Origin of the sequence: Rhodococcus sp. BP-160, assembly GCF_019836205.1 — a bacterium.
Taxonomy (GTDB): domain Bacteria; phylum Actinomycetota; class Actinomycetes; order Mycobacteriales; family Mycobacteriaceae; genus Rhodococcoides.
The window spans coordinates 1,226,289-1,244,994 of record NZ_JABUEK010000001.1 but is presented as its reverse complement, the minus strand read 5'-3'; the positions used below and the strand labels follow the sequence as shown (position 1 = coordinate 1,244,994).

The window sequence follows — 18,706 nt, the reverse complement described above, 5'->3', positions numbered from 1 at the left end:
GTGATGGGTGGAGCGACAACGGCATCTGCCGCACGCACAGGGGTCGGGTCGCGAACGAGTACGGAGGAATCGTGCAACATCAACAGCAGGTCATCGTCGCCGGAGCCGGACCCACCGGGCTGCTGACCGCCCTGGGTCTCGCCCAGCAGGGTGTCAGCGTGACCGTCGTCGAACGTGGCTCGGCTCTGCAGGACACCCCCCGCGCGATCGTCTACCACTGGTCGACGCTCGACGGGTTGTCTCGGCTCGGTCTGCTCGACAAGGCAAGTGCCGCAGGTTTCCTGAAGCAGGACTACGCCTACCGCGTGCGAGACACGGGCGAGATCATCCCGTACGGCCTGCAGGCACTGGAGGGAAAGGTGGCGAGGCCCTTCAATCTTCATCTCGGACAGGGAGCGCTCGCCGCGGTCGTCCTGCGCGAGTTGCAGAAGTTCGACAACGCGCGAGTGCTGTTCGATCACCCGATCTCCGGAGTGAAGCAGGACGACGCCGGTGTCACAGTGACGTTCTCCGGGCCCGGCGCGGAGACCGTCCTGTCGGCGCAGTGGCTCGTCGGCGCCGACGGCGCCGGATCGACCGTCCGCCGAGTTCTCGATCTGGGCTTCGACGGGATGACGTGGCCGGAACGCTTCGTCGCCACGAACATTCGCTTCCCGGACGATCGTGAGGGGTGGGCTCAGTCGACGTTCTACGTCGACGACGTCTACGGGGCCATCATCGCGAAGATCGACGAGGACGGCGACCACGGCACCTGGCGTTACACCTACATGGAGGATGCGGCTCTCCCGGCCGACTCCATCGACGACCGTATGCCTGCGTTCCTCTCGGCCGTCTTCGGTCCAGAGGTCGCGGTAGGTATCAAGATCGTCGCGACGTCGCCGTACCGCATGCACCAGCGCGCGGCGTCGTCGTTCCGCGCCGGTCGTGTGCTTCTCGCCGGTGACGCGGCACACGCCACCAACCCCACCGGCGGTCTCGGGCTGACCATGGGACTGTTCGACGCTTACGCACTCATCGAGACGCTCGGTGCCGTCGCACTCGGGCAGGCCGACGACTCGGTGCTCACCGCCTACGCCCGCGAGCGCCGTGCCGCGTTCGTCGAGAAGGCGAGCCCGCGCGCCTCGGCCAACAAGAGGCTGCTGTTCCACTCGTCAGATCCGGTCGCGCGTGATCGCGACCTCGAGATGTTCCGGCGGATGTCGCACGACCGCGAGTTCGCGGCCGAGGTTCTCCGCTTCACGAAGACCCTCGAGAGCCCCTCTCTACTGGCCGACCGGATCGGGCGGCCGGCCCGCGCCGACGAACGAGAGAACGTATTGTGAACGCACTCGACGGACTCACGATCGTGTCGTTGGAGCAGGCCGTGGCTGCCCCCTTCGCGACACGTCAACTCGCTGATCTCGGTGCACGCGTCATCAAGATCGAACGCCCGGGCGTCGGCGACTTCGCCCGCGCGTACGACGAGACGGTGAACGGACTGGCGAGTCACTTCGTCTGGCTCAACCGTTCCAAGGAATCGGTCGCACTCGACCTGAAGACGGACCACGGCCGGGAAGCGTTGCGCAAATTGGTCTCCGGGGCCGATGTCTTCGTCCAGAATCTGGCGCCCGGGGCTGCCGAACGGCTGGGGCTCGGCGCGGCGGAGCTGCGCGCGATCGATCCGCGGCTCATCCACGTCTCGATCTCCGGATACGGCGAAGGGGGTCCCTACTCGTCGAAGAAGGCGTACGACCTGCTCGTGCAGTGCGAGGCCGGTCTGGTGTCCATCACCGGAACCGAGGACGAACCGTCCAAGGTCGGAATCTCCATCGCCGACATCGCGTCCGGGATGTACGCCTACTCGGGTGTGCTGACCGCGGTGATCCGCCGTGAGCGCACCGGCGAGGGAGCCACCATCGAGATCTCGATGCTCGAGGCACTGGCGGAGTGGATGAGCTTCCCGCTCAACTACGCGATGTACGGCGGAACCGCGCCCGGCCGAACGGGTGCGCGGCACGCCGCGATCGCGCCGTACGGCCCGTTCACCTGTGGGGACCGCCACGAGGTCTTTCTCGGCATCCAGAACGAACGCGAGTGGGCCGTCTTCTGCGACCGCATCCTGGGGTTGCCGGGCCTGGCGACGGATCCACGATTCGTACGGAACTCACTCCGGGTCGAGCACAACGCGGAGCTGCGGTCCGAGATCGAGCGGGTGTTCACGGCCTGGTCCGCGGAAGATGTCGCCGAGCTCCTGGAGCGGGCCGGCATCGCCAACGCTCTCCTGCGCACGATGGACGGACTCGCGTCGCATCCTCAGCTCGAGTCGCGAAACCGTTGGCGCACCTACGGGTCCCCGGTCGGTGATCTGCGCGCTCTGATCCCACCGGTCACGATGTCGGGATCGTCGGCTGTGATGGGGCCCGTCCCCTCGGTGGGCCAGCACACCGAGGCGGTCCTCGAGGAGTTCGGGATCACGGCGGTCACCGCGGGCATGCACCGGTGACGACGCGGGTCGCCGCCACGAGCACCCCGGGGCTGATCCGGGACGCGACCACCTTCCTGTTCGTGCCGGGCGATCGCCCGGCACGGTTCGACAAGGCGGCTCGGTCCGGTGCGGACGTGGTGGTACTCGACCTCGAGGACGCCGTGGCACGCGAGAACAAGTCGGCAGCACGAGCAGACGTCGTGCGGTGGCTCGACGGCGGCGGTCGCGGATGTGTGCGGGTGAACTCGGTGGACGACGTCGAGCATGTCGACGACATCGACGGCTTGTCCGAGTCGGTCGGGCTGGTGGGCGTCATGGTGCCCAAGGCGGACGACACCGTCGATTACTGGGACCTCACGCGAAGGCTTCGGTGTCCCGTCGTCGCGCTCGTCGAGTCCGCGGTCGGACTCGACCGGGCACGCGTGATCGCCGCGGACCCGAGCGTGGCCCGCCTCGCGTTCGGGCACCTCGACTATGCGGTCGATCTCGGGTGCGAACCGACCCGCACGGCGATGCTCCACGCCCGGTCCGAACTCGTCCTCGCCTCCCGCATCGCCGGCAAGCCCGGACCCGTGGACGGAGTGACGACAGCACTGGACGACGGCGACGTGCTCGCAGACGATCTTCGCCACGCGGTCGAACTCGGGATGCGCGGGAAGCTCGCGATCCACCCGTCGCAGATCGAGCAGAGCACTCGAGCGTTCCGCCCGGGGGATCGCGAGATCGAGTCCGCTCGGGCGATCGTGCGTGCCGCCGCGGCCGGAGCCGCGGTGCGGGTCGACGGCCACATGGTGGATGCGCCGGTGCTGCTCCGGGCTCGCGCCGTGCTGCGCGCCGCCGGCGTCACCCCCGTCGACTGACCGGCCGACGGCTCCCATGTGCTGCATGTATGGAATCACCTGCGGTGATGCGTCGAGGACATGGGGGCAAGGAAGTTCCTGACCTTGCGACTCGGACCGGTCGAGCACAGGATCGACAGTGATCGGGGTCTCACCGCAATCGGTCACCCGCCCCGTCCTCGTACAAGGAGAGCTCATATGTCTGTCACCGTCGACCGGACCGTCAACCTCGACCGCACGAAGTTCTTCATCGACGGGGTCTGGGCCGACCCCGTTCACCTCGAGTTGCGCGACCAGATCGAGGCGTCCACGGGCGAGCGGATCGGAGTCGCGGCTCTCGGCGGCGAGGCCGACATCGACGTGGCGGTGCGCGCCGCGCGGCGAGCGCTCGACGACGGTCCGTGGGGCCGGACCACCGCTGCCGAGCGAGCGACCGTGATGCGCGCGTTCGCCGATGCGCTCGATGCCCGCGCCGGCGACACCGCGTCACTCGTGAGCCGCGAGAACGGCATGATCCTGGGACTGTCGCAGGCGTTGAACGGCGGAGCCCCCGGTGCCCTTCTGCGGATGTACGCGGACATCGTCGAGAGCCTGCCCCTCGAGGACGTGCGCCCCAGCCAGGCCGGGTCCACGATCGTCCGCCGCGTTCCCGTCGGTGTGGTCGGAGCGATCGCGCCGTGGAACTTCCCGCAGGCCCTCGCGATGTTCAAGATCGCGCCCGCACTCGCGGCCGGATGCACGGTGGTGCTCAAGCCGTCCCCCGAGACGGCCCTCGATTCCTACGTCTTCGCCGATGCCGCGATCGAGGCGGGCCTGCCCGCCGGCGTTCTCAACATCGTGCTCGGCGATCGTGATGCCGGTGCGTCGCTCGTCTCGCACCCGCTGGTGGACAAGATCGCGTTCACCGGGTCCACCGAGGCCGGTCGCTCCATCGCGGCCGAATGCGGACGCCTGCTGCGACGATCCACGCTCGAACTCGGCGGCAAGTCCGCCGCCCTCGTGTTGGACGACGTGAACATCGACACGTTGGTGGCGGGGCTGGACAACTCCTCCTTCCTCAACAACAGCCAGACCTGCACCACGCAGTCGCGCATTCTCATCGCTCGTTCGCGATACGAGGAGGTCGTCGACGCCGTCGCGAACTTTGCCGACTCGTACGTCCTCGGTGATCCTCTGGACCCGGCCGTGACCATGGGGCCGATGGCGACCAGCACACACCGGGACAAGGTGCTCGGGTACATCGACATCGCGAAGGACTCGAACGCACGCCTGGTGACCGGCGGCGGCCGGCCCGAGGGCCTCGACCGGGGCTGGTTCGTGCAGCCGACGGTCTTCGCCGACGTCGACAACTCCGACCGGTTGGCCCGCGAGGAGGTATTCGGTCCGGTGATGGCACTCATGCCGTTCGACGACGACGACGACGCGGTGCGCATCGCGAACGACAGCAACTACGGCCTCGGCGGATCCGTGTGGAGCGCCGACGAGGACCGCGCTCTCGCGGTCGCTCGTCGGGTCCGGACCGGCACGATCGGACTGAACTACTACACCCTCGACCTCGGGGCACCGTTCGGCGGATTCAAGGATTCCGGTCTCGGCCGGGAACTGGGCCCCGAGGGCATCAATGCCTACTTCGAGTACCAGTCCGTCTACGCCTCGACCCGCTACCTCGGCGCATGAGCGACACCGCAGCGACCCCGTCCGAGGTCGTCTCTGCCTACTTCGCGGGTGTCACGGCAGGCGACGCAGCGGCAGTGTCGGCTTTGTTCGCCTCGGATGCAGTGTTGCAGAACGCGACCGGGACGCTCGACGGTGCCGATGCGATCCGGCGGATGTACGAGGGTGGGTTGTCGTCCTCGACGATGGTGCCCTCGCCCCGGCAGTACGTCGTCGACGGCGAGCGCGTCGCGGTCGAGATCGACCTGAAGGCCGACGGCCACGACGTGATCCTCGGCGACTTCTTCACCGTGCGTGGCGGTCTCATCACTCGCCTCGCCATCTACAGCCTCACCCCCGACGGCGGGCGTCTCATGAAGGACGTGGGAGCCGACCCGGCTCGACGGGACACGACACGACAATCAGCACAGGGAGTCTCATGAAGATCGCAGTTTTCGGTCCGCACCGTCGAGTGGGTGTCGTCGTGGACGACGACGTCGTCGACGCCCACGGCGCGTACACCAAGTATCTGGCCGAGAGCACGGACACCCGTCGGCCGAGTGCGCGTGCCGCGCACGAGGTGCCGTCCGACCTGAACTCGTTCATCGAGCAGGGTGACTCCGCACTGGCCGCCGTCCGTGCCGCTCTCGATCATCTCTCGGACTCCGCCGTCCGCACCGGCGCTGCCGGCGAACAGCTCGTGTTCGCGCTCGACTCGGTGCGACTGCATGCACCGATCGAGACACCCTCTCGAATTTTCGCCGCCTTGGCGAACTTCGCCGACCATATGCAGGCCGCAGCGGACAACACGTCCAGCGACTCCGACAAGAGCACGCTGGGCCGGCTCGTGAGCGGTGGGCCCAAGTTCTTCGTCAAGGATCCGCGCGTGGTCTCCGCCGACGGTGACGACCTCCCGTTCCCGCGCCGCACCGACCTCCTCGACTACGAAGCAGAGGTCGCCGTGGTGCTCGGAAGACGAGGAAAGGACATCGCGGCCGACGACTTCGGCTCGTACATCTACGGATACACCCTGGTGAACGACTGGTCCATCCGCGACAACGTGTCGTTCGGTCCGGATTTCCAGTACTCGAAGAACTTCGACGGCTCGGCGACCGTCGGGCCGTGGATCGTCGTCGACGAAGGACTCGATGCTCAGGACATCGCGGTCGAGTCGCGGGTCAACGGTGAGGTCCGGCAGTCCGGCAGCACGAAGTCGATGATCCACTCGTTCGCCGCCCTGGGTGCGTATCTCTCGCGTGACTCCACGCTGTTCCCCGGCGATCTCATCAGCGGCGGAACGCCGAAGGGGACCGCTGTGGACTCCAGCCCCCGAGATGCCGAGGGCAAGTACGAGGACGACAGCGCGTTCCTGAGCCCGGGCGACGTCGTCGAGGTCTCCTCGGACGTGATCGGTTCCGTCACGAACACGATTTCCGGCACACGGACGGGAGTGCAGTGACCATGAGCGCGAAGAAGTACGCCGTCGGCGGGGTCGAGTACGACCGCCCGTTCAAGATCCGCAGGCTCAACCACTTCGGGATCAGCGTGGCCGACACGGGTGAGGCCGTGACCTTCTACCGCGACATCCTCGGATTCGTGGTGGCGGACATGCTGGATCTGAACAAGTACGACCCCGGTCCGTGGCTCGACGGTCTCGCGGACACCCGGATCTACTTCCTCCGCCACAACAGCGACCATCACACCCTGGTGCTCATGCCGCGCCCGTGGGTGGACAAGAACGAGAATTCCGCTCGCCCGGACATCACGGTCAACCAGATCACCTGGCAGGTCGGATCGCTGCGCGAGGTCGTCCAGGCACGCCTGTGGCTCCAGGAGCAGGGCTCGAAGATCGACCGTTACGGCCGCGATCCGGGATCGAACTGGCACACGTACTTTCCCGACCCGACCGGTCACACCAACGAGCTCGAGTACGGTATCGAGCAGGTCGGCTGGGACGGAGTCAGCAAGCCGGAGGCCATGTGGCCGTGGGCGAACGAGCATCCCGAGCTGCCCACACGGTCGGAGGGGACCGAGCTCGACGACGCCGAGGCCGACGGTATCGATCTGACGTCCGGTCACCGCTGGATCGACACACTCCCCAAGACGTACGACGTCGGCGGCGTGTTGCTGTCCCGTCCCTTCAAGCCGGTGCGTATCGGTCCCGTGAGCATCTTCGTCGCCGATATCGATGCGGCGGAGCGCTTCTACACTGAGACGCTCGGGCTCGTGAAGTCCGAGGAGACAGTCGTGGAGGGTCGGCGCGCCGTCTTCCTCCGCGCCAACACCGAGCATCACAGCATCGCTCTGTTCCCGATCGAGACCAGGAGTGAGCTGGGACTGAGCGAGAGCACCACCCTGCTCTCCTTCGGCGTGCAGCTCGGATCCTACGAGCAGCTCCGCGAGGCGAAGACGTTCCTGGAAGCTCGGGGAGCGAAGCTCATCGACCTTCCGCAGCAGATTCATCCGGGTGTCGACTACGCCATCCATGCCGTCGCACCGGACGGTCACGTCATGCAGCTCTACTACTACATGGAACAGGTCGGCTGGGACGGTGCGGTGCGCTCGCCGGAGAGTCGTCGAGTCGTGGAACCGGGCGTGTGGCCCGAGACTCTCGCGCCCATGTCGGACACGTACGGCGGCGAGACGTTCTGGGGACCGCTCGGGTGACCGGCGCCGGAAGTGCGACGTCGGACACCAGAGTCGCGGCCGTGACCGGGGCAGCTCAGGGACTCGGTGCGGAAATCGCGGAACAGCTTGCGCGTGACGGGTTCTCGCTCGTCCTGCTCGACATCCAGTACGAGGGTCTCGCGCAGTCAGCGAAGCACATCGAGACGGTCGTGCCCGGGATCGACATCCTGAGCTGTGCAGTCGACCTCGCCGACGAGGCCGCCGTGAGCGCAGCCTTCTCGGACATCGACGCTCACTTCGGTCGGCTCGACGCGTTGGTCAACACGGCCGGGGGCAGCGGCACTGCGCAGGTCCGCACGCTGGACGACCTCAGTGCGGACGTGTGGAGGAATGTGCTCGACAACAACTTGACCAGCGCATTCCTGTGCTGCCGGGAGGCGGTCCCGCTGATGATCCGTCATGGGTACGGCCGGATCGTCAATTTCTCGTCCGCCGTCGCCAACGGACTCGCCGGGCCGTCCGGCACCGTCGGCGCCCGGTTGCCCTACGCCGCGTCCAAGGCCGCGGTCAACGGTCTCACCAAGCAGCTCGCCAAGGATCTCGGGTCCACCGGAATCACCGTCAACTCCGTGTCGCCGGGTCTGGTGCTGCCCGACGCAGGACGAGTGCGCACGATCTTCGAGGCCTTGTCCGAGGACGCGCAGGCCGCCACCCGGGCCGCCATCCCGGTGGGGCGGACCGGGACAGGCACCGAGATCGCCGCAGCAGTGTCTTATCTGGTGTCCGAGCACGCCGGCTTCACCTCCGGATGCATCCTGGCAATCGACGGGGCGGCATCGTGAGCACCGCGGCACCGCTGGTGTTCGTTCCGGCTCTGGGGTCCGACGAGAGGCTGTGGCAGCCGGTCGCCGACCTCGTGTCCGCCACGACGGAGACCCTCGTCGTTCGGGGCGAGGGCTCGTCCATGGAGGAGATGGCCGACAGTGTCCTGGCTCAGGCACCGGACTCGTTCTACCTGGCCGGTAACTCCATGGGCGGGTACGTGTCACTCGAGATCGCTCTGCGCGGTACCCCCGCGGTGCTGGGACTCGCGTTGCTCAACTCCTCTGCCGTCGCGGCCGACGACGCCCGTCGGCAGAACTCGCTCGGGTTGATCGACATGGTGCGAGGCGGCGGCTTCGACGAGGCGGTCACGCTGATCTCCACCGCGGTGGGCCGGGGGCGTTCGGACGTGTCTGCGCTCGCGGCCGAGATGGCACGCGACCTCGGACCCGACGTGTTCATCGCGCAGCAGACCGCGGTGATGACCAGGCGCGACCGCCGTGCCGAACTCCCGTTCTTGACGGTGCCGACACTCGTGCTGGCGGGAACCGAGGACGCGATCACGCCGCAGGCATGGGGTGGGGAGATCGCCGCCGCCGTCCCCGGCGCCGAACTGACGGTGTTGGACGGAATCGGCCATCTCTCGACCGTGGAGGCGCCGAGCGCCGTGGCCGTTCGGCTCGGTCGGTGGCTGGACTCTCTGCGAACGTCGGCGAGATCGGCGGGGGCTCGATCGTGAAGGCCTTCGATCACCGGACGCCGGCACAACGCGTGTTGTTCGGCCGCGGCGGCGCCGTCGACAACGTCGCCACGGCACTCGACTCGCTGTCCGCGACCCGAGTGTTCGTGATCGCGGATTCGTTCGCGGCCGACCTGGCGGACGGCATCGCCGCTCGTGTGCCGGTGGTCGCGCGAATCGACGGGGTGACCCAGCACGTTCCCGTCGCGGACGGGAACGCCGCTGTCGCCCGAGCGCGGGACGAGGCGGTCGACGCGATCGTCAGCATCGGCGGAGGGTCCGCCACCGGCCTGGCGAAGTTCGTCGCCCGCGACACCTCGATCCCCGTCATCGCGGTCCCGACCACGTTCGCGGGATCCGAGGCGACCGATGTGTGGGGACAGACGGAGGGCGACCGGAAGACGACGGGGTCGGACCCCCGCGTGCTGCCTGTCGCCGTGGTGTACGACGCGATGCTCTTCGCCTCCCTGCCGCGATCGCTCACGTCGGCGTCCGGACTCAACGCCGTCGCCCACGCCGTGGACGGCTTCTGGGCACCGCGAGCCGATCCCATCAACGTCGCGTGGGGAACCGAGGGCCTGCGGGCACTGGTGACGGGACTGCGTGCCACGATCGCCGACGCCGACGATCTCGACGCGCGTGACTCGATGCTCTACGGCGCGTACCTCGCCGCAGTGGCGTTCGCGTCGGCAGGGAGCGGCCTCCATCACAAGATCTGTCACGTTCTCGGTGGTGCGTTCTCGTTGTCCCATGCGGACACCCACGGCGTCGTCCTGCCCTACGTCGTGGACTTCAACGCCGCGAGCGCCCTCGACGCGGCGCGGCGAGTGTCCGACGCACTGGGGGGAGCGCCTGCCGCGCGTGGTCTGTACGACCTGGGACGCGGTCTCGAGGCGGCCAAGTCCCTGCGTGAGTTGGGCATGCCCGAGAGCGGTATCGACCTCGCAGTGGAGAGGGTGCTCCCGTTGGCGCCGCCGTCGAACCCCCGCCCGGTGACCGGGCCGGACCTGCGAACACTGATCACCGCCGCGTGGGCCGGCGAGCCCGTGACACCGCACGACGAGGAGGAGCGGGGATGACCGACACCAGGAACGATCGGCAGAGTGTGTCGAGCGTGCAGGAGACGCGAGAGCAGGCACTCGTCGACACGGTGCTCGCCTCGTTCGACGGCACGCCCGACGACCGGCTCCGGTCGATCATGCACACCGTCGTCCGGCACGTACACGCCGCGGCGCGCGAGCTCCGCCTGACGGAGCCCGAGTGGGAGTCCATGATCAGCTTTCTCACCCGGACCGGGCAGACGTGTACGGACACCCGGCAGGAGTTCATCCTGCTCTCCGACGTGCTCGGCTTGTCCATGCAGGTGATCGGAATGAACAACCCCCCGGTCGCCGATGCCACGGAGGCCACCGTGTTCGGACCATTCTTCGTGGAGAACGCACCGCACATCGACCAGGGCGCGGACATGGCGTTCGGCGCGGAGGGGGAGCCTTGCTGGGTGACCGGCAGCGTGTCGGACACCGAGGGACACCCGATCGCGGGTGCGCGTATCGAGGTGTGGGAAGCCGACGAGGCCGGCAATTACGACGTCCAGTACGACGACGGCCGGACGGCGGCACGGGCACACCTGTTCGCCGACGAGGACGGCCGGTTCCGCTTCTGGGCGCTCACCCCGACTCCCTATCCCATTCCTCACGACGGGCCGGTGGGAGCCATGCTCACCGCGACGAATCGCTCGCCCATGCGAGCCAGCCACCTGCACTTCATGGTGACCGCCCCCGAGCACCGACGTCTGGTCACGCACATCTTCGTCGTCGGGGACGAGATCGGGTGGAAGGATGCCGTGTTCGGAGTCAAGGAGTCCTTGATCAAGTCCTTCGTCCGGCACACCTCCGAGCCGACTCCCGACGGGCGTGTCGTCCCGTCGTGGAGCGATGTGCGCTTCGACATCGTCCTGGCGCCGGCAGAGCAGTAGGAGCGCAGCGCGTCGACAGGCCGATACCCCCGGTTCCGCCGGTGGTATCGGCCTGTTGCGTCACGTACTAGGCGTCCACCTCGACGTCGGCCGTCGCGAAATGGCCGGAGACGTACTCGAGAAACGCTTTCGCCGCGCTCCCGGTGGGCCCGTGATTCCGCGTGACGGCTCCGTAGAAGCGGAAGGCGTTCGCATCGATGATGGGAATGGTGACCGTCGGACTCTCCTGGCCCGCAGGAGGAACCGGAACGATGGCTATCCCGCTCCCGTGTCGTACCAACGCGCGCAAGGTCGACAGTTCGGTCGCCTCGATGCTGATGATGGGGGTGACTCCCGCGTCGTCGAACAACCGGTCCACCACGTGCCGCAAGCCGTAGCTCGGACCCAGGGTGATCATGGGTCGAGTGGCGATCTCGGCGATGGAAATGAAGTCACGCGCGGCGAATTCGTCGTTCTGGGGCACCTCGAGGCACAGAAGCTCACGACCGAGTGGAACCCAGGCCAAGTCCTCGGCGACAGGGCGGGGTGCGACGAACCCGACGTCGATGCGACCGCTACGGACTGCCTCGACGATCGCATCGGCGGCACCACCTTCGAGCTCGAAGGTCGTCAGCGGCGACGCGACGTGGTACTTGTCCAGCAGAGAAGGGATGAGCCACGATCCGAACGAGTGCAGGAACCCCAGCGACACGACGCCACGTTCGGGATCGACGAGCGTTCTGATGCGCTCCTCACCCTGCGTCAACTCTCTCATGGCGCGGACGGCATGTGCGCGATAGATCTCGCCGTACTTGTTGAGGCGCAGTCGATTCTGGTTGCGGTCGAACAGTTTCACGCCGAGCTGTCGCTCGATGCGGGCCAGCGCCCGGGACAGCGTGGGCTGACTCACGTGAAGCTGAGTGGCCGCGTTGGTGACGTTCTCGGTGCGGGCCAGGACGACGAACCACTCGAGTTCACGGACCTCCATGTTCGACAAACCTTCCGTCAGGTATCTCGCCCGAAGGGAGCCAATGCTTGCGACAGCGATTCCGCAGTCCGCGCGTCGACCGTTCCGATACGCACCATGGCCGGAATGGCGTCGGACACCAAGAGGTGACTCGTCATCCGGTCGTCGAGCGGGATCAGGATAACCCCATCGGCCACTCCGGCAGCACCGATATCGGCAACGAGTCCGGAAAGGCCGGCCGGCGTTCCCACGTAGAGATAGTTGGACCGTGCGTCGCGAGGAGCGAGCGCGAGATCCCGGTACGTCACACGTGCTTCACGAGCAGTCGACGCCAGAACGACCTCCACCTCGAGAAGCACCGGGCCACCGTGACCACCCTGCGCGCGACTGTGCCGGTACGCCGCGGTCGCCATCGAGAGATCGACGGCACGCAGACGTCGTACGGAGGAGCCGTCGGCCGTACCGTCCACGGCGACCACGACGGTGCGGTCCCGGTGGGTCGCGGTGCCGTACATGTCGAACAGGGCCTCGTTCTGTGTGGTCGTCATATGTCGAGTGTTCCAGTGATCACAGTCGACGATGCCGTCGGAAATGCAGTACCGGTCATGCGTGAGCGTCATGGTTGTCGGTGTGGCGGGGCCCCATACTGTCTGTCCCCGTTCAGATGTCGAGAAGAAGGGATGTGCCGTTCGCGCGCGAGACACATACCATCATGCAATCGCCGGCGTCCTGTTCGGCACGCGTGAGGACGCTGTCCCGGTGCTGGGGCGCCCCGGCGAGAACCATGGTTTCGCATGTTCCGCACGTGCCCTGCCTGCAGGACGCGGGCACCACCACACCGGCATCCTCCATAACGTCGATCATGGCGCGATCGGCAGGTACGTGCAGGGACATACCGGAGCGAGCGAGCTGCACGTCGAACGGCAGGACCGGTTCGTCGATTTCACGGGGTGTGAACCGCTCCGTGTGAATCGAACCCTCCGGCCATGTCGATGTCACCGCCTCGACGGCGTCGAGGAGGCGACTCGGACCGCAGCAGTACACGAGGGTGTCCTGTCCGGGCGCGGCGAGCACGGCCTCGACGTCCAGGCGTCCGCCCTCGTCCGCGGCGGCGAGTCGGACTCTCGGATCGGGTTCCAGAACATCCGCATACGCCATCGCACATCGTGTGCGGCCGCAGTAGTCGAGTGTCCAGTCCGCTCCCTGCGCGTCGGCGGCCCTCATCATCGGTAGCAGTGGAGTGATGCCGATCCCGCCCGCGACGAAGACGTACCGCTCGGCTCGTGCGAGAGAGAAGTGGTTGCGCGGTGGCGAGATCTCGAGAATCGAGTTCTTCGCGACGCTGTCATGAAGGTGGAGCGAGCCGCCTCGGCCGTCCGACTCCCGCAGGATCGCGACCCGGTACACCTCGGCGTCGTCCGGGTCCCCGCACAACGAATACTGGCGCACCAGATCGGCCGGGAGATGGATGTCGATGTGGGAGCCCGGTGTCCACGTCGGGAGCGGACCGCGGCCGCCGAGCGTCAACTCGACGACGTCCTGCGCGACCGCGCGTCGATCGAGGACGTCGACCTTGATGGTGTCGGCCGACGCCGTAGTCGCCTCGGGCACCATCCAACTCGGGATGCCTGTGCTCATCGAGCGTCGTCCCGACGAGGGAAGCGAGCGGGCAGCGTGGTGACGTAGGCGTAGTCACCACCGGCGAACAGGTATTCGGAAGACCGGGTGTCCAACTCGAGGTCGGGTACTCGACGGAGCAGTTCCTCCAGACACACACGGAGTTCCATCCTGGCCAACGGGGCGCCCGGGCAGGTGTGCAGGCCGGACCCGAACGTCAGGTGCCGGTTCCGTCCGCGGTCGAGTCGGAACTCGGACGGGCACTCGAACATCGACGGATCCCGGTTCGCCGCAGCCCACCCCAGGTAGACGTCGTCGCCCGCCGCGATGTCGACACCGGCTACCGAGGAGTCGACAGTCGCCCGACGGAAGAACCCGAAGAACGGGGGCCGGAGCCGCAAGGCTTCCTCCACCGCGATCGGCACGAGGCTCGGATCCGCGAGGAGCTGCGCCCGCACGTCGGGCCGACCGAAGACCTCGAGAACGAGGCTGCTGATGCCCGACGTGGTCGTGTGGTGACCCGCACCGAGGAAGCCGGTCAGCACGGCGATGTACCCCTCGTCGTCGACGAGTTCTCCGTCCACCTTCGCTGTCGTCAGGTAGGTCAGGAAGTCGTCTCGGGGAGCTTCCTTGCGCTTACCGATCTCGGTCAGCGAGATCTCCGCGAATCGCTGGAGCTTCGCCGGGAACTCGGCGGGGTCACCCAGCGCGCCGAGCATCGCGACCGCACGGTCTCGTACCTCGGGAACCAACTCGTCGTCGATTCCCATCAACCGGCAGATGGCCTCTGCCGGCACCATCTCGGAGAGCCCTGTCACGAGATCTCCACCGTCCTCGGCCACGAGTGCGTCGATGTGTCGGTTCACGTCACGACGAACGAGTGGCTCCATGACCTTGACGACGTGCGGAGTCACCGCCTGATCGAACAGAGCGCGCCAGTCACCGTGTCGAGGCGGATCCATCTCCAACGCGGCGAGGGACTCCCGCGGGAGAATGGGCCGCAGGACCTGGGGCTCCGAGGAGAATCGGCGGTGGTCGGCCGCTGTCGCCCGCACCGTGGCGTGATCGAGCATCAGATGGAAGCCTCCGTGCTCTTCGCTGTGTGCGACGGGGCAGCGCGCTCGCGCGTCGTCGTACACCTTCAGCGCATGGTCCGGTGTCGTGGTGTGAGCGCTTAGGTGACGGACGTCGTTCTCCGACGGCGCAGGCGTGGTGGTCATGCGTTCCCCTCGAGTGAAATCTCTCCCAGCTATCACCGGAAAAGTGTGATCTGCGCTACATATGTCATCATCGGGCCGGGCTGGGGTCCACCACCGGCAATGTTCTGGTCGCTATGCACTGCACGCATCGACGAGGGTGCGAGTCGTGCGCTGCTGCTTCGTCACACTGACGAAGCAGCGTTGCTTCATCGCGCTGTCCTCGGAGACCCGAGTGCTTACGCAGGGGAACGCTTGCGCGACATGACGGAACGAATGAGTTCGACAACGGCCACGATTGCGGCTGTGGAGTCGCCGCTGCGCTGGACCAACGACAGTTGAACGGTCTCATCGACGGCCAGAGGTCTGTAGACCACTCCGTCGAGGCCGAGGTGTCGCACGGCTTCCGGCGCCAGAGCGACTCCGAGTCCTGCGGCGACGGAGACGACCTGAGTGGCCGTTTCGCTGACTTCCACTGTGTGAGGCACGAATCCGGCGCGTGCGCAGGCTGCCATCACACGGTGGTGCATGGTCGAGCGTGACTGGGACGGGTGGGTCAGGAACGTGTCGTCGGCGAGATCGGCGAGGCTCACCTCGGGTTCCTTCGCATGGGGAGACGATGCAGGAAGAACGGCCACCAGCTTCTCCGTCCGCAGTACTTCCAGCTCGACAGCGGGGGCGGGGCGATCGGTGAGTCCCGGACGTATCAGCACGAGGTCGTATGCACCCGTGCCGAGTCCGTCGAGCAATTGTGGTGTGAGCAGTTCCCCGCGCAGCTGCAGGTCGATGTCGGGGAGGTCCTCGCGGACGCGGTGCGCCAGCAGGGGGAGGACGTCGTAGGTGGCGGTCCCGACGAATCCGACGGACACCCGGCCGGTGAACCCGTTGGCGAACGCGCGCATGTCGGAGACCGCGTGGTCCACCGACGAGACGATGCGCTGCGCGTGTTCGGTGAACCGCCGGCCGGCCTCGGTGATCTCGACTCGCCGTGTCGAGCGGTCGAACAGGCGCACTCCCAACTCGGTTTCGAGACCGATGATTTTCTGGGACAACGCCGGCTGGGCTATCTGACTGCGCGCGGCGGCCCGGCCGAAGTGCCGCTCCTCGGCGAGGGTGAGGAACAGTCTCAGAACTCGTGAGTCCACCACCGCAGCATATATCGGTTCAGGCACTCAATCGATCGTGATCAGGTCTTGGACACGATCAGTACGGCGTCCTACGGTGAACCCATGACCACGTCGTCCTTCGTCTACTCCGCCGTCCGGACACCGTTCGGGCGCTTCGGAGGCTCGCTCTCCGGCCATCGCCCCGACGACCTCGCCGCCACCGCCCTGAAAGCCGTGATGGCGAAAGTCCCGTCTCTGCACACGGAGTCGATCGACGACGTCGTGTTCGGGTGCGCCAATCAGGCCGGCGAGGACAACAGGAACGTCGGTCGTATGGCCACGCTCCTGGCCGGGCTGCCGACCAGCGTGCCGGCCACCACGGTCAACAGGCTGTGTGGCTCGTCCCTGGACGCCGCGATCATCGGTTCCCGCGCCATCGACGCGGGCGATGCGGACATCGTCGTCGTCGGTGGCGTCGAGTCGATGACGCGCGCTCCCTGGGTCATGCCGAAGCCCTCGCGGGCGTTCCCCGCCCGCGACGTCACCGCGGTCTCGACCACTCTGGGGTGGCGGCTTATGAACGAGCGCATGCCCGCGGAGTGGACGATCTCGCTCGGCGAGTGCAACGAGCAGCTCGCCGACCGGTTCGGGATCTCGCGGAAGCGCCAGGATAAGTTCGCCGCCCGCTCCCACCGCCTGGCCCGTCAGGGTTGGGAGTCGGGCTTCTACGACGACATCGTGGTGCCTCTCGAGGGACTGGCCCGCGACGAGAGCATCCGCGACGATTCCACCGCCGACTCACTTGCAGGGCTGAAGCCTGCGTTCCGTGCCGACGGGACGATCACCGCCGGCAACGCGTCACCTCTCAACGACGGTGCGTCGGCGTTGCTCCTCGGTTCCGAGCACGCCGATCTGGGAGAACCCCTGGTGCGCATAGCCGGACGAGCGGCCCACGCCTGCGACCCGCAGGACTTCGGGTACGCCCCGGTTGCTGCGGCCGGCCGCGCCCTCGCCCGCGCCGGCATCGGATGGTCCGACGTGTCCGCGGTGGAACTCAACGAAGCCTTCGCGGTGCAGTCGATCGCGTGCGTCGACGCCTGGCTCGCTGACGGACTCACCGACCCGGAGATCGTCAACGCCAAGGGTGGAGCGATCGCCATCGGCCACCCGCTCGGCGCTTCCGGGGCACGCATTCTCGGCACGCTCGCTCACCGGTTGGTCGAGTCCCGTGAACGGTGGGGTGTCGCGGCCATCTGCATCGGCGTCGGCCAAGCCTTGGCTGTCGTCGTCGAGAACGTCCGGGAGGTTCACTGATGGTGCAGATCTGCGACTCCGCGTTGGACGCCGTCAGCGAGATCGCCGACGGAAGCACTGTGCTGGTAGGCGGTTTCGGTATGGCGGGGATGCCGGTCCGGTTGATCGACGCCCTCATCGAGCAAGGCGCCACGGACCTGACCGTAGTGTCGAACAATGCGGGTAACGGGGACACCGGCCTCGCGGCACTGCTGGCTGCCGGGCGCGTGCGGAAGGTGATCTGCTCGTTTCCGCGGCAGTCCGACTCGTGGGTGTTCGACGGTCTCTATCGTGCGGGCGCCATCACCCTGGAGGTCGTTCCCCAGGGGACATTGGCCGAGCGTCTTCGCGCCGCGGGCGCCGGCATCGGAGCCTTCTACTGCCCCACCGCCGTCGAAACTCCGCTCGCCGACGGCAAGGAACAGCGCGAGATCGACGGTCGGCAGTACATCCTGGAGTATCCGTTGGCAGGTGACGTGGCTCTTATCGGTGCGTACCGGTCCGATGGCATGGGCAACCTGGTCTACCGCAAGACCGCCCGAAACTTCGGTCCGGTGATGGCGACCGCAGCGCGGACCACTATCGCCCAGGTGAGCGAGATCGTCCCTACCGGTGACCTCGATCCCGAGAACGTCGTCACTCCCAGTATCTACATCGACAAGGTGGTCGCCGTATGACCGGTCCGCTCTCGACCTCCGCGATGGCCGCTCTGGTCGCCGCCGACATCGCACCCGGCTCGTTCGTCAACCTCGGAATCGGTCTGCCCACGTCCGTCGCCGATCACCTCGCCGGCGACTCGGGGGTGGTCCTGCACACCGAGAACGGGATGCTCAACATGGGCCCGGCGGCCACCGGCGACGACATCGACCCGGACCTCACCAACGCCGGCAAAGCGCCCGTCACCGAGCTCCCCGGCTCGGCGTACTTTCATCACGCCGATTCCTTCGCCATGATGCGCGGCGGGCACCTCGACGTGTGTGTGCTCGGTGCGTTCCAGGTGTCGGTGACCGGTGACCTCGCCAATTGGCACACCGGTGCGCCGGACGCCATCCCCGCGGTCGGTGGGGCGATGGATCTTGCGATCGGCGCCAAGCAGGTGTTCGTGATGATGTCCCTTTTTGCGAAGGACGGAACCTCGAAACTCGTCGAGCGGTGCAGCTACCCGCTGACCGGAGTCGGATGCGTCTCGCGCATCTACACCGACCTCGCTGTCTTCGACGTCGGTGCGTCCGGAGTGACTGTGCGCGAGACGTTTGGAATCACGAGTGACGAGTTGTCGCAACGTGTGGGTCTGGCACTGCGGCGTACGTGAGGGCGAGTCGAGCGCGGGTGCAGTTCGCGGCGGGCGCCGGGCACTCAGGTTCCTTCGGAAGGGCCCATCGCAAGCCTGCGACGACCGGTGCCGACGAACTATCGACTCCACGCACA

The 18,706-nt window shown here is 67.1% G+C and carries 19 protein-coding genes; 14 read left to right on the top strand and 5 right to left on the bottom strand.

The genetic code is table 11. From position 1 onward, the window contains the following. Positions 1-71 precede the first annotated feature (71 nt). From HQ306_RS05920 to HQ306_RS05870, 11 genes are all read left to right on the top strand, one after another. Positions 72-1,322 (top strand): NAD(P)/FAD-dependent oxidoreductase, encoded by a 1,251-nt coding sequence (locus HQ306_RS05920; protein WP_308115483.1) that lies wholly within the window; start codon positions 72-74, stop codon positions 1,320-1,322. Beyond that, positions 1,319-2,482, top strand: a complete 1,164-nt coding sequence (locus tag HQ306_RS05915; RefSeq protein WP_222628208.1) for a CaiB/BaiF CoA-transferase family protein — start codon at positions 1,319-1,321, stop codon at positions 2,480-2,482. The genes HQ306_RS05920 and HQ306_RS05915 overlap by 4 nt, the downstream gene beginning before the upstream one ends. Further along, entirely contained in the window at positions 2,479-3,324 is an 846-nt protein-coding gene (locus HQ306_RS05910; RefSeq protein WP_222628206.1) for a CoA ester lyase, read from the top strand. Before HQ306_RS05915 ends, HQ306_RS05910 begins: the two co-directional genes overlap by 4 nt. Positions 3,325-3,501: 177 nt before the next feature. Further along, positions 3,502-4,980: an aldehyde dehydrogenase gene (locus HQ306_RS05905; protein WP_222628203.1), complete on the top strand. Its 1,479-nt coding sequence runs from the start codon at positions 3,502-3,504 to the stop codon at positions 4,978-4,980. Beyond that, the gene (locus HQ306_RS05900; protein ID WP_222628201.1) at positions 4,977-5,399 is read left to right on the top strand and encodes a nuclear transport factor 2 family protein; all 423 of its coding nucleotides are present in this window, start codon (positions 4,977-4,979) and stop codon (positions 5,397-5,399) included. The genes HQ306_RS05905 and HQ306_RS05900 overlap by 4 nt, the downstream gene beginning before the upstream one ends. Beyond that, positions 5,396-6,415, top strand: a complete 1,020-nt coding sequence (locus tag HQ306_RS05895; RefSeq protein WP_222628199.1) for a fumarylacetoacetate hydrolase family protein — start codon at positions 5,396-5,398, stop codon at positions 6,413-6,415. The genes HQ306_RS05900 and HQ306_RS05895 overlap by 4 nt, the downstream gene beginning before the upstream one ends. A gap of 2 nt (positions 6,416-6,417) precedes the next feature. Then, entirely contained in the window at positions 6,418-7,623 is a 1,206-nt protein-coding gene (locus HQ306_RS05890) for a VOC family protein (RefSeq protein WP_222628196.1), read from the top strand. 41 nt (positions 7,624-7,664) lie between these two features. Beyond that, the gene (locus HQ306_RS05885; RefSeq protein ID WP_308115484.1) at positions 7,665-8,426 is read left to right on the top strand and encodes an SDR family NAD(P)-dependent oxidoreductase; all 762 of its coding nucleotides are present in this window, start codon (positions 7,665-7,667) and stop codon (positions 8,424-8,426) included. Then, a complete protein-coding gene (locus HQ306_RS05880) occupies positions 8,423-9,145 on the top strand; it encodes an alpha/beta fold hydrolase (RefSeq protein ID WP_308115485.1) in 723 nt (240 codons plus the stop codon). Before HQ306_RS05885 ends, HQ306_RS05880 begins: the two co-directional genes overlap by 4 nt. Then, positions 9,094-10,224 (top strand): maleylacetate reductase, encoded by a 1,131-nt coding sequence (locus HQ306_RS05875; protein WP_374197701.1) that lies wholly within the window; start codon positions 9,094-9,096, stop codon positions 10,222-10,224. Before HQ306_RS05880 ends, HQ306_RS05875 begins: the two co-directional genes overlap by 52 nt. Continuing rightward, complete coding sequence (locus tag HQ306_RS05870) at positions 10,221-11,120, top strand: dioxygenase (RefSeq protein WP_222628191.1); 900 nt, start codon at positions 10,221-10,223, stop codon at positions 11,118-11,120. The genes HQ306_RS05875 and HQ306_RS05870 overlap by 4 nt, the downstream gene beginning before the upstream one ends. A gap of 67 nt (positions 11,121-11,187) precedes the next feature. Here the strand turns inward: HQ306_RS05870 and HQ306_RS05865 are convergent, their stop codons facing one another. From HQ306_RS05865 to HQ306_RS05845, 5 genes are all read right to left on the bottom strand, one after another. Further along, entirely contained in the window at positions 11,188-12,087 is a 900-nt protein-coding gene (locus HQ306_RS05865) for a LysR family transcriptional regulator (RefSeq protein ID WP_222628189.1), read from the bottom strand. A 17-nt stretch (positions 12,088-12,104) separates the two neighbouring features. Further along, positions 12,105-12,614, bottom strand: a complete 510-nt coding sequence (locus HQ306_RS05860; protein ID WP_222628187.1) for a hypothetical protein — start codon at positions 12,612-12,614, stop codon at positions 12,105-12,107. 112 nt (positions 12,615-12,726) lie between these two features. After that, positions 12,727-13,704: a PDR/VanB family oxidoreductase gene (locus HQ306_RS05855; protein WP_261770264.1), complete on the bottom strand. Its 978-nt coding sequence runs from the start codon at positions 13,702-13,704 to the stop codon at positions 12,727-12,729. Beyond that, the gene (locus HQ306_RS05850; protein ID WP_222628185.1) at positions 13,701-14,903 is read right to left on the bottom strand and encodes a cytochrome P450; all 1,203 of its coding nucleotides are present in this window, start codon (positions 14,901-14,903) and stop codon (positions 13,701-13,703) included. The genes HQ306_RS05855 and HQ306_RS05850 overlap by 4 nt, the downstream gene beginning before the upstream one ends. 215 nt (positions 14,904-15,118) lie before the next feature. Then, complete coding sequence (locus HQ306_RS05845) at positions 15,119-16,024, bottom strand: LysR family transcriptional regulator (RefSeq protein ID WP_222628183.1); 906 nt, start codon at positions 16,022-16,024, stop codon at positions 15,119-15,121. Positions 16,025-16,108: 84 nt separating this feature from the next. On the opposite strand from HQ306_RS05845, the gene HQ306_RS05840 reads away from it, so the two are divergent. From HQ306_RS05840 to HQ306_RS05830, 3 genes are read left to right on the top strand one after another with little or no spacing between them, the layout of a single operon-like run. After that, a complete protein-coding gene (locus tag HQ306_RS05840) occupies positions 16,109-17,299 on the top strand; it encodes a thiolase family protein (protein ID WP_222628181.1) in 1,191 nt (396 codons plus the stop codon). Continuing rightward, the gene (locus HQ306_RS05835; RefSeq protein ID WP_222628180.1) at positions 17,299-17,955 is read left to right on the top strand and encodes a 3-oxoacid CoA-transferase subunit A; all 657 of its coding nucleotides are present in this window, start codon (positions 17,299-17,301) and stop codon (positions 17,953-17,955) included. The genes HQ306_RS05840 and HQ306_RS05835 overlap by 1 nt, the downstream gene beginning before the upstream one ends. Then, the gene (locus HQ306_RS05830; RefSeq protein ID WP_222628178.1) at positions 17,952-18,590 is read left to right on the top strand and encodes a 3-oxoacid CoA-transferase subunit B; all 639 of its coding nucleotides are present in this window, start codon (positions 17,952-17,954) and stop codon (positions 18,588-18,590) included. Before HQ306_RS05835 ends, HQ306_RS05830 begins: the two co-directional genes overlap by 4 nt. The last annotated feature ends 116 nt before the right edge of the window (positions 18,591-18,706 follow it).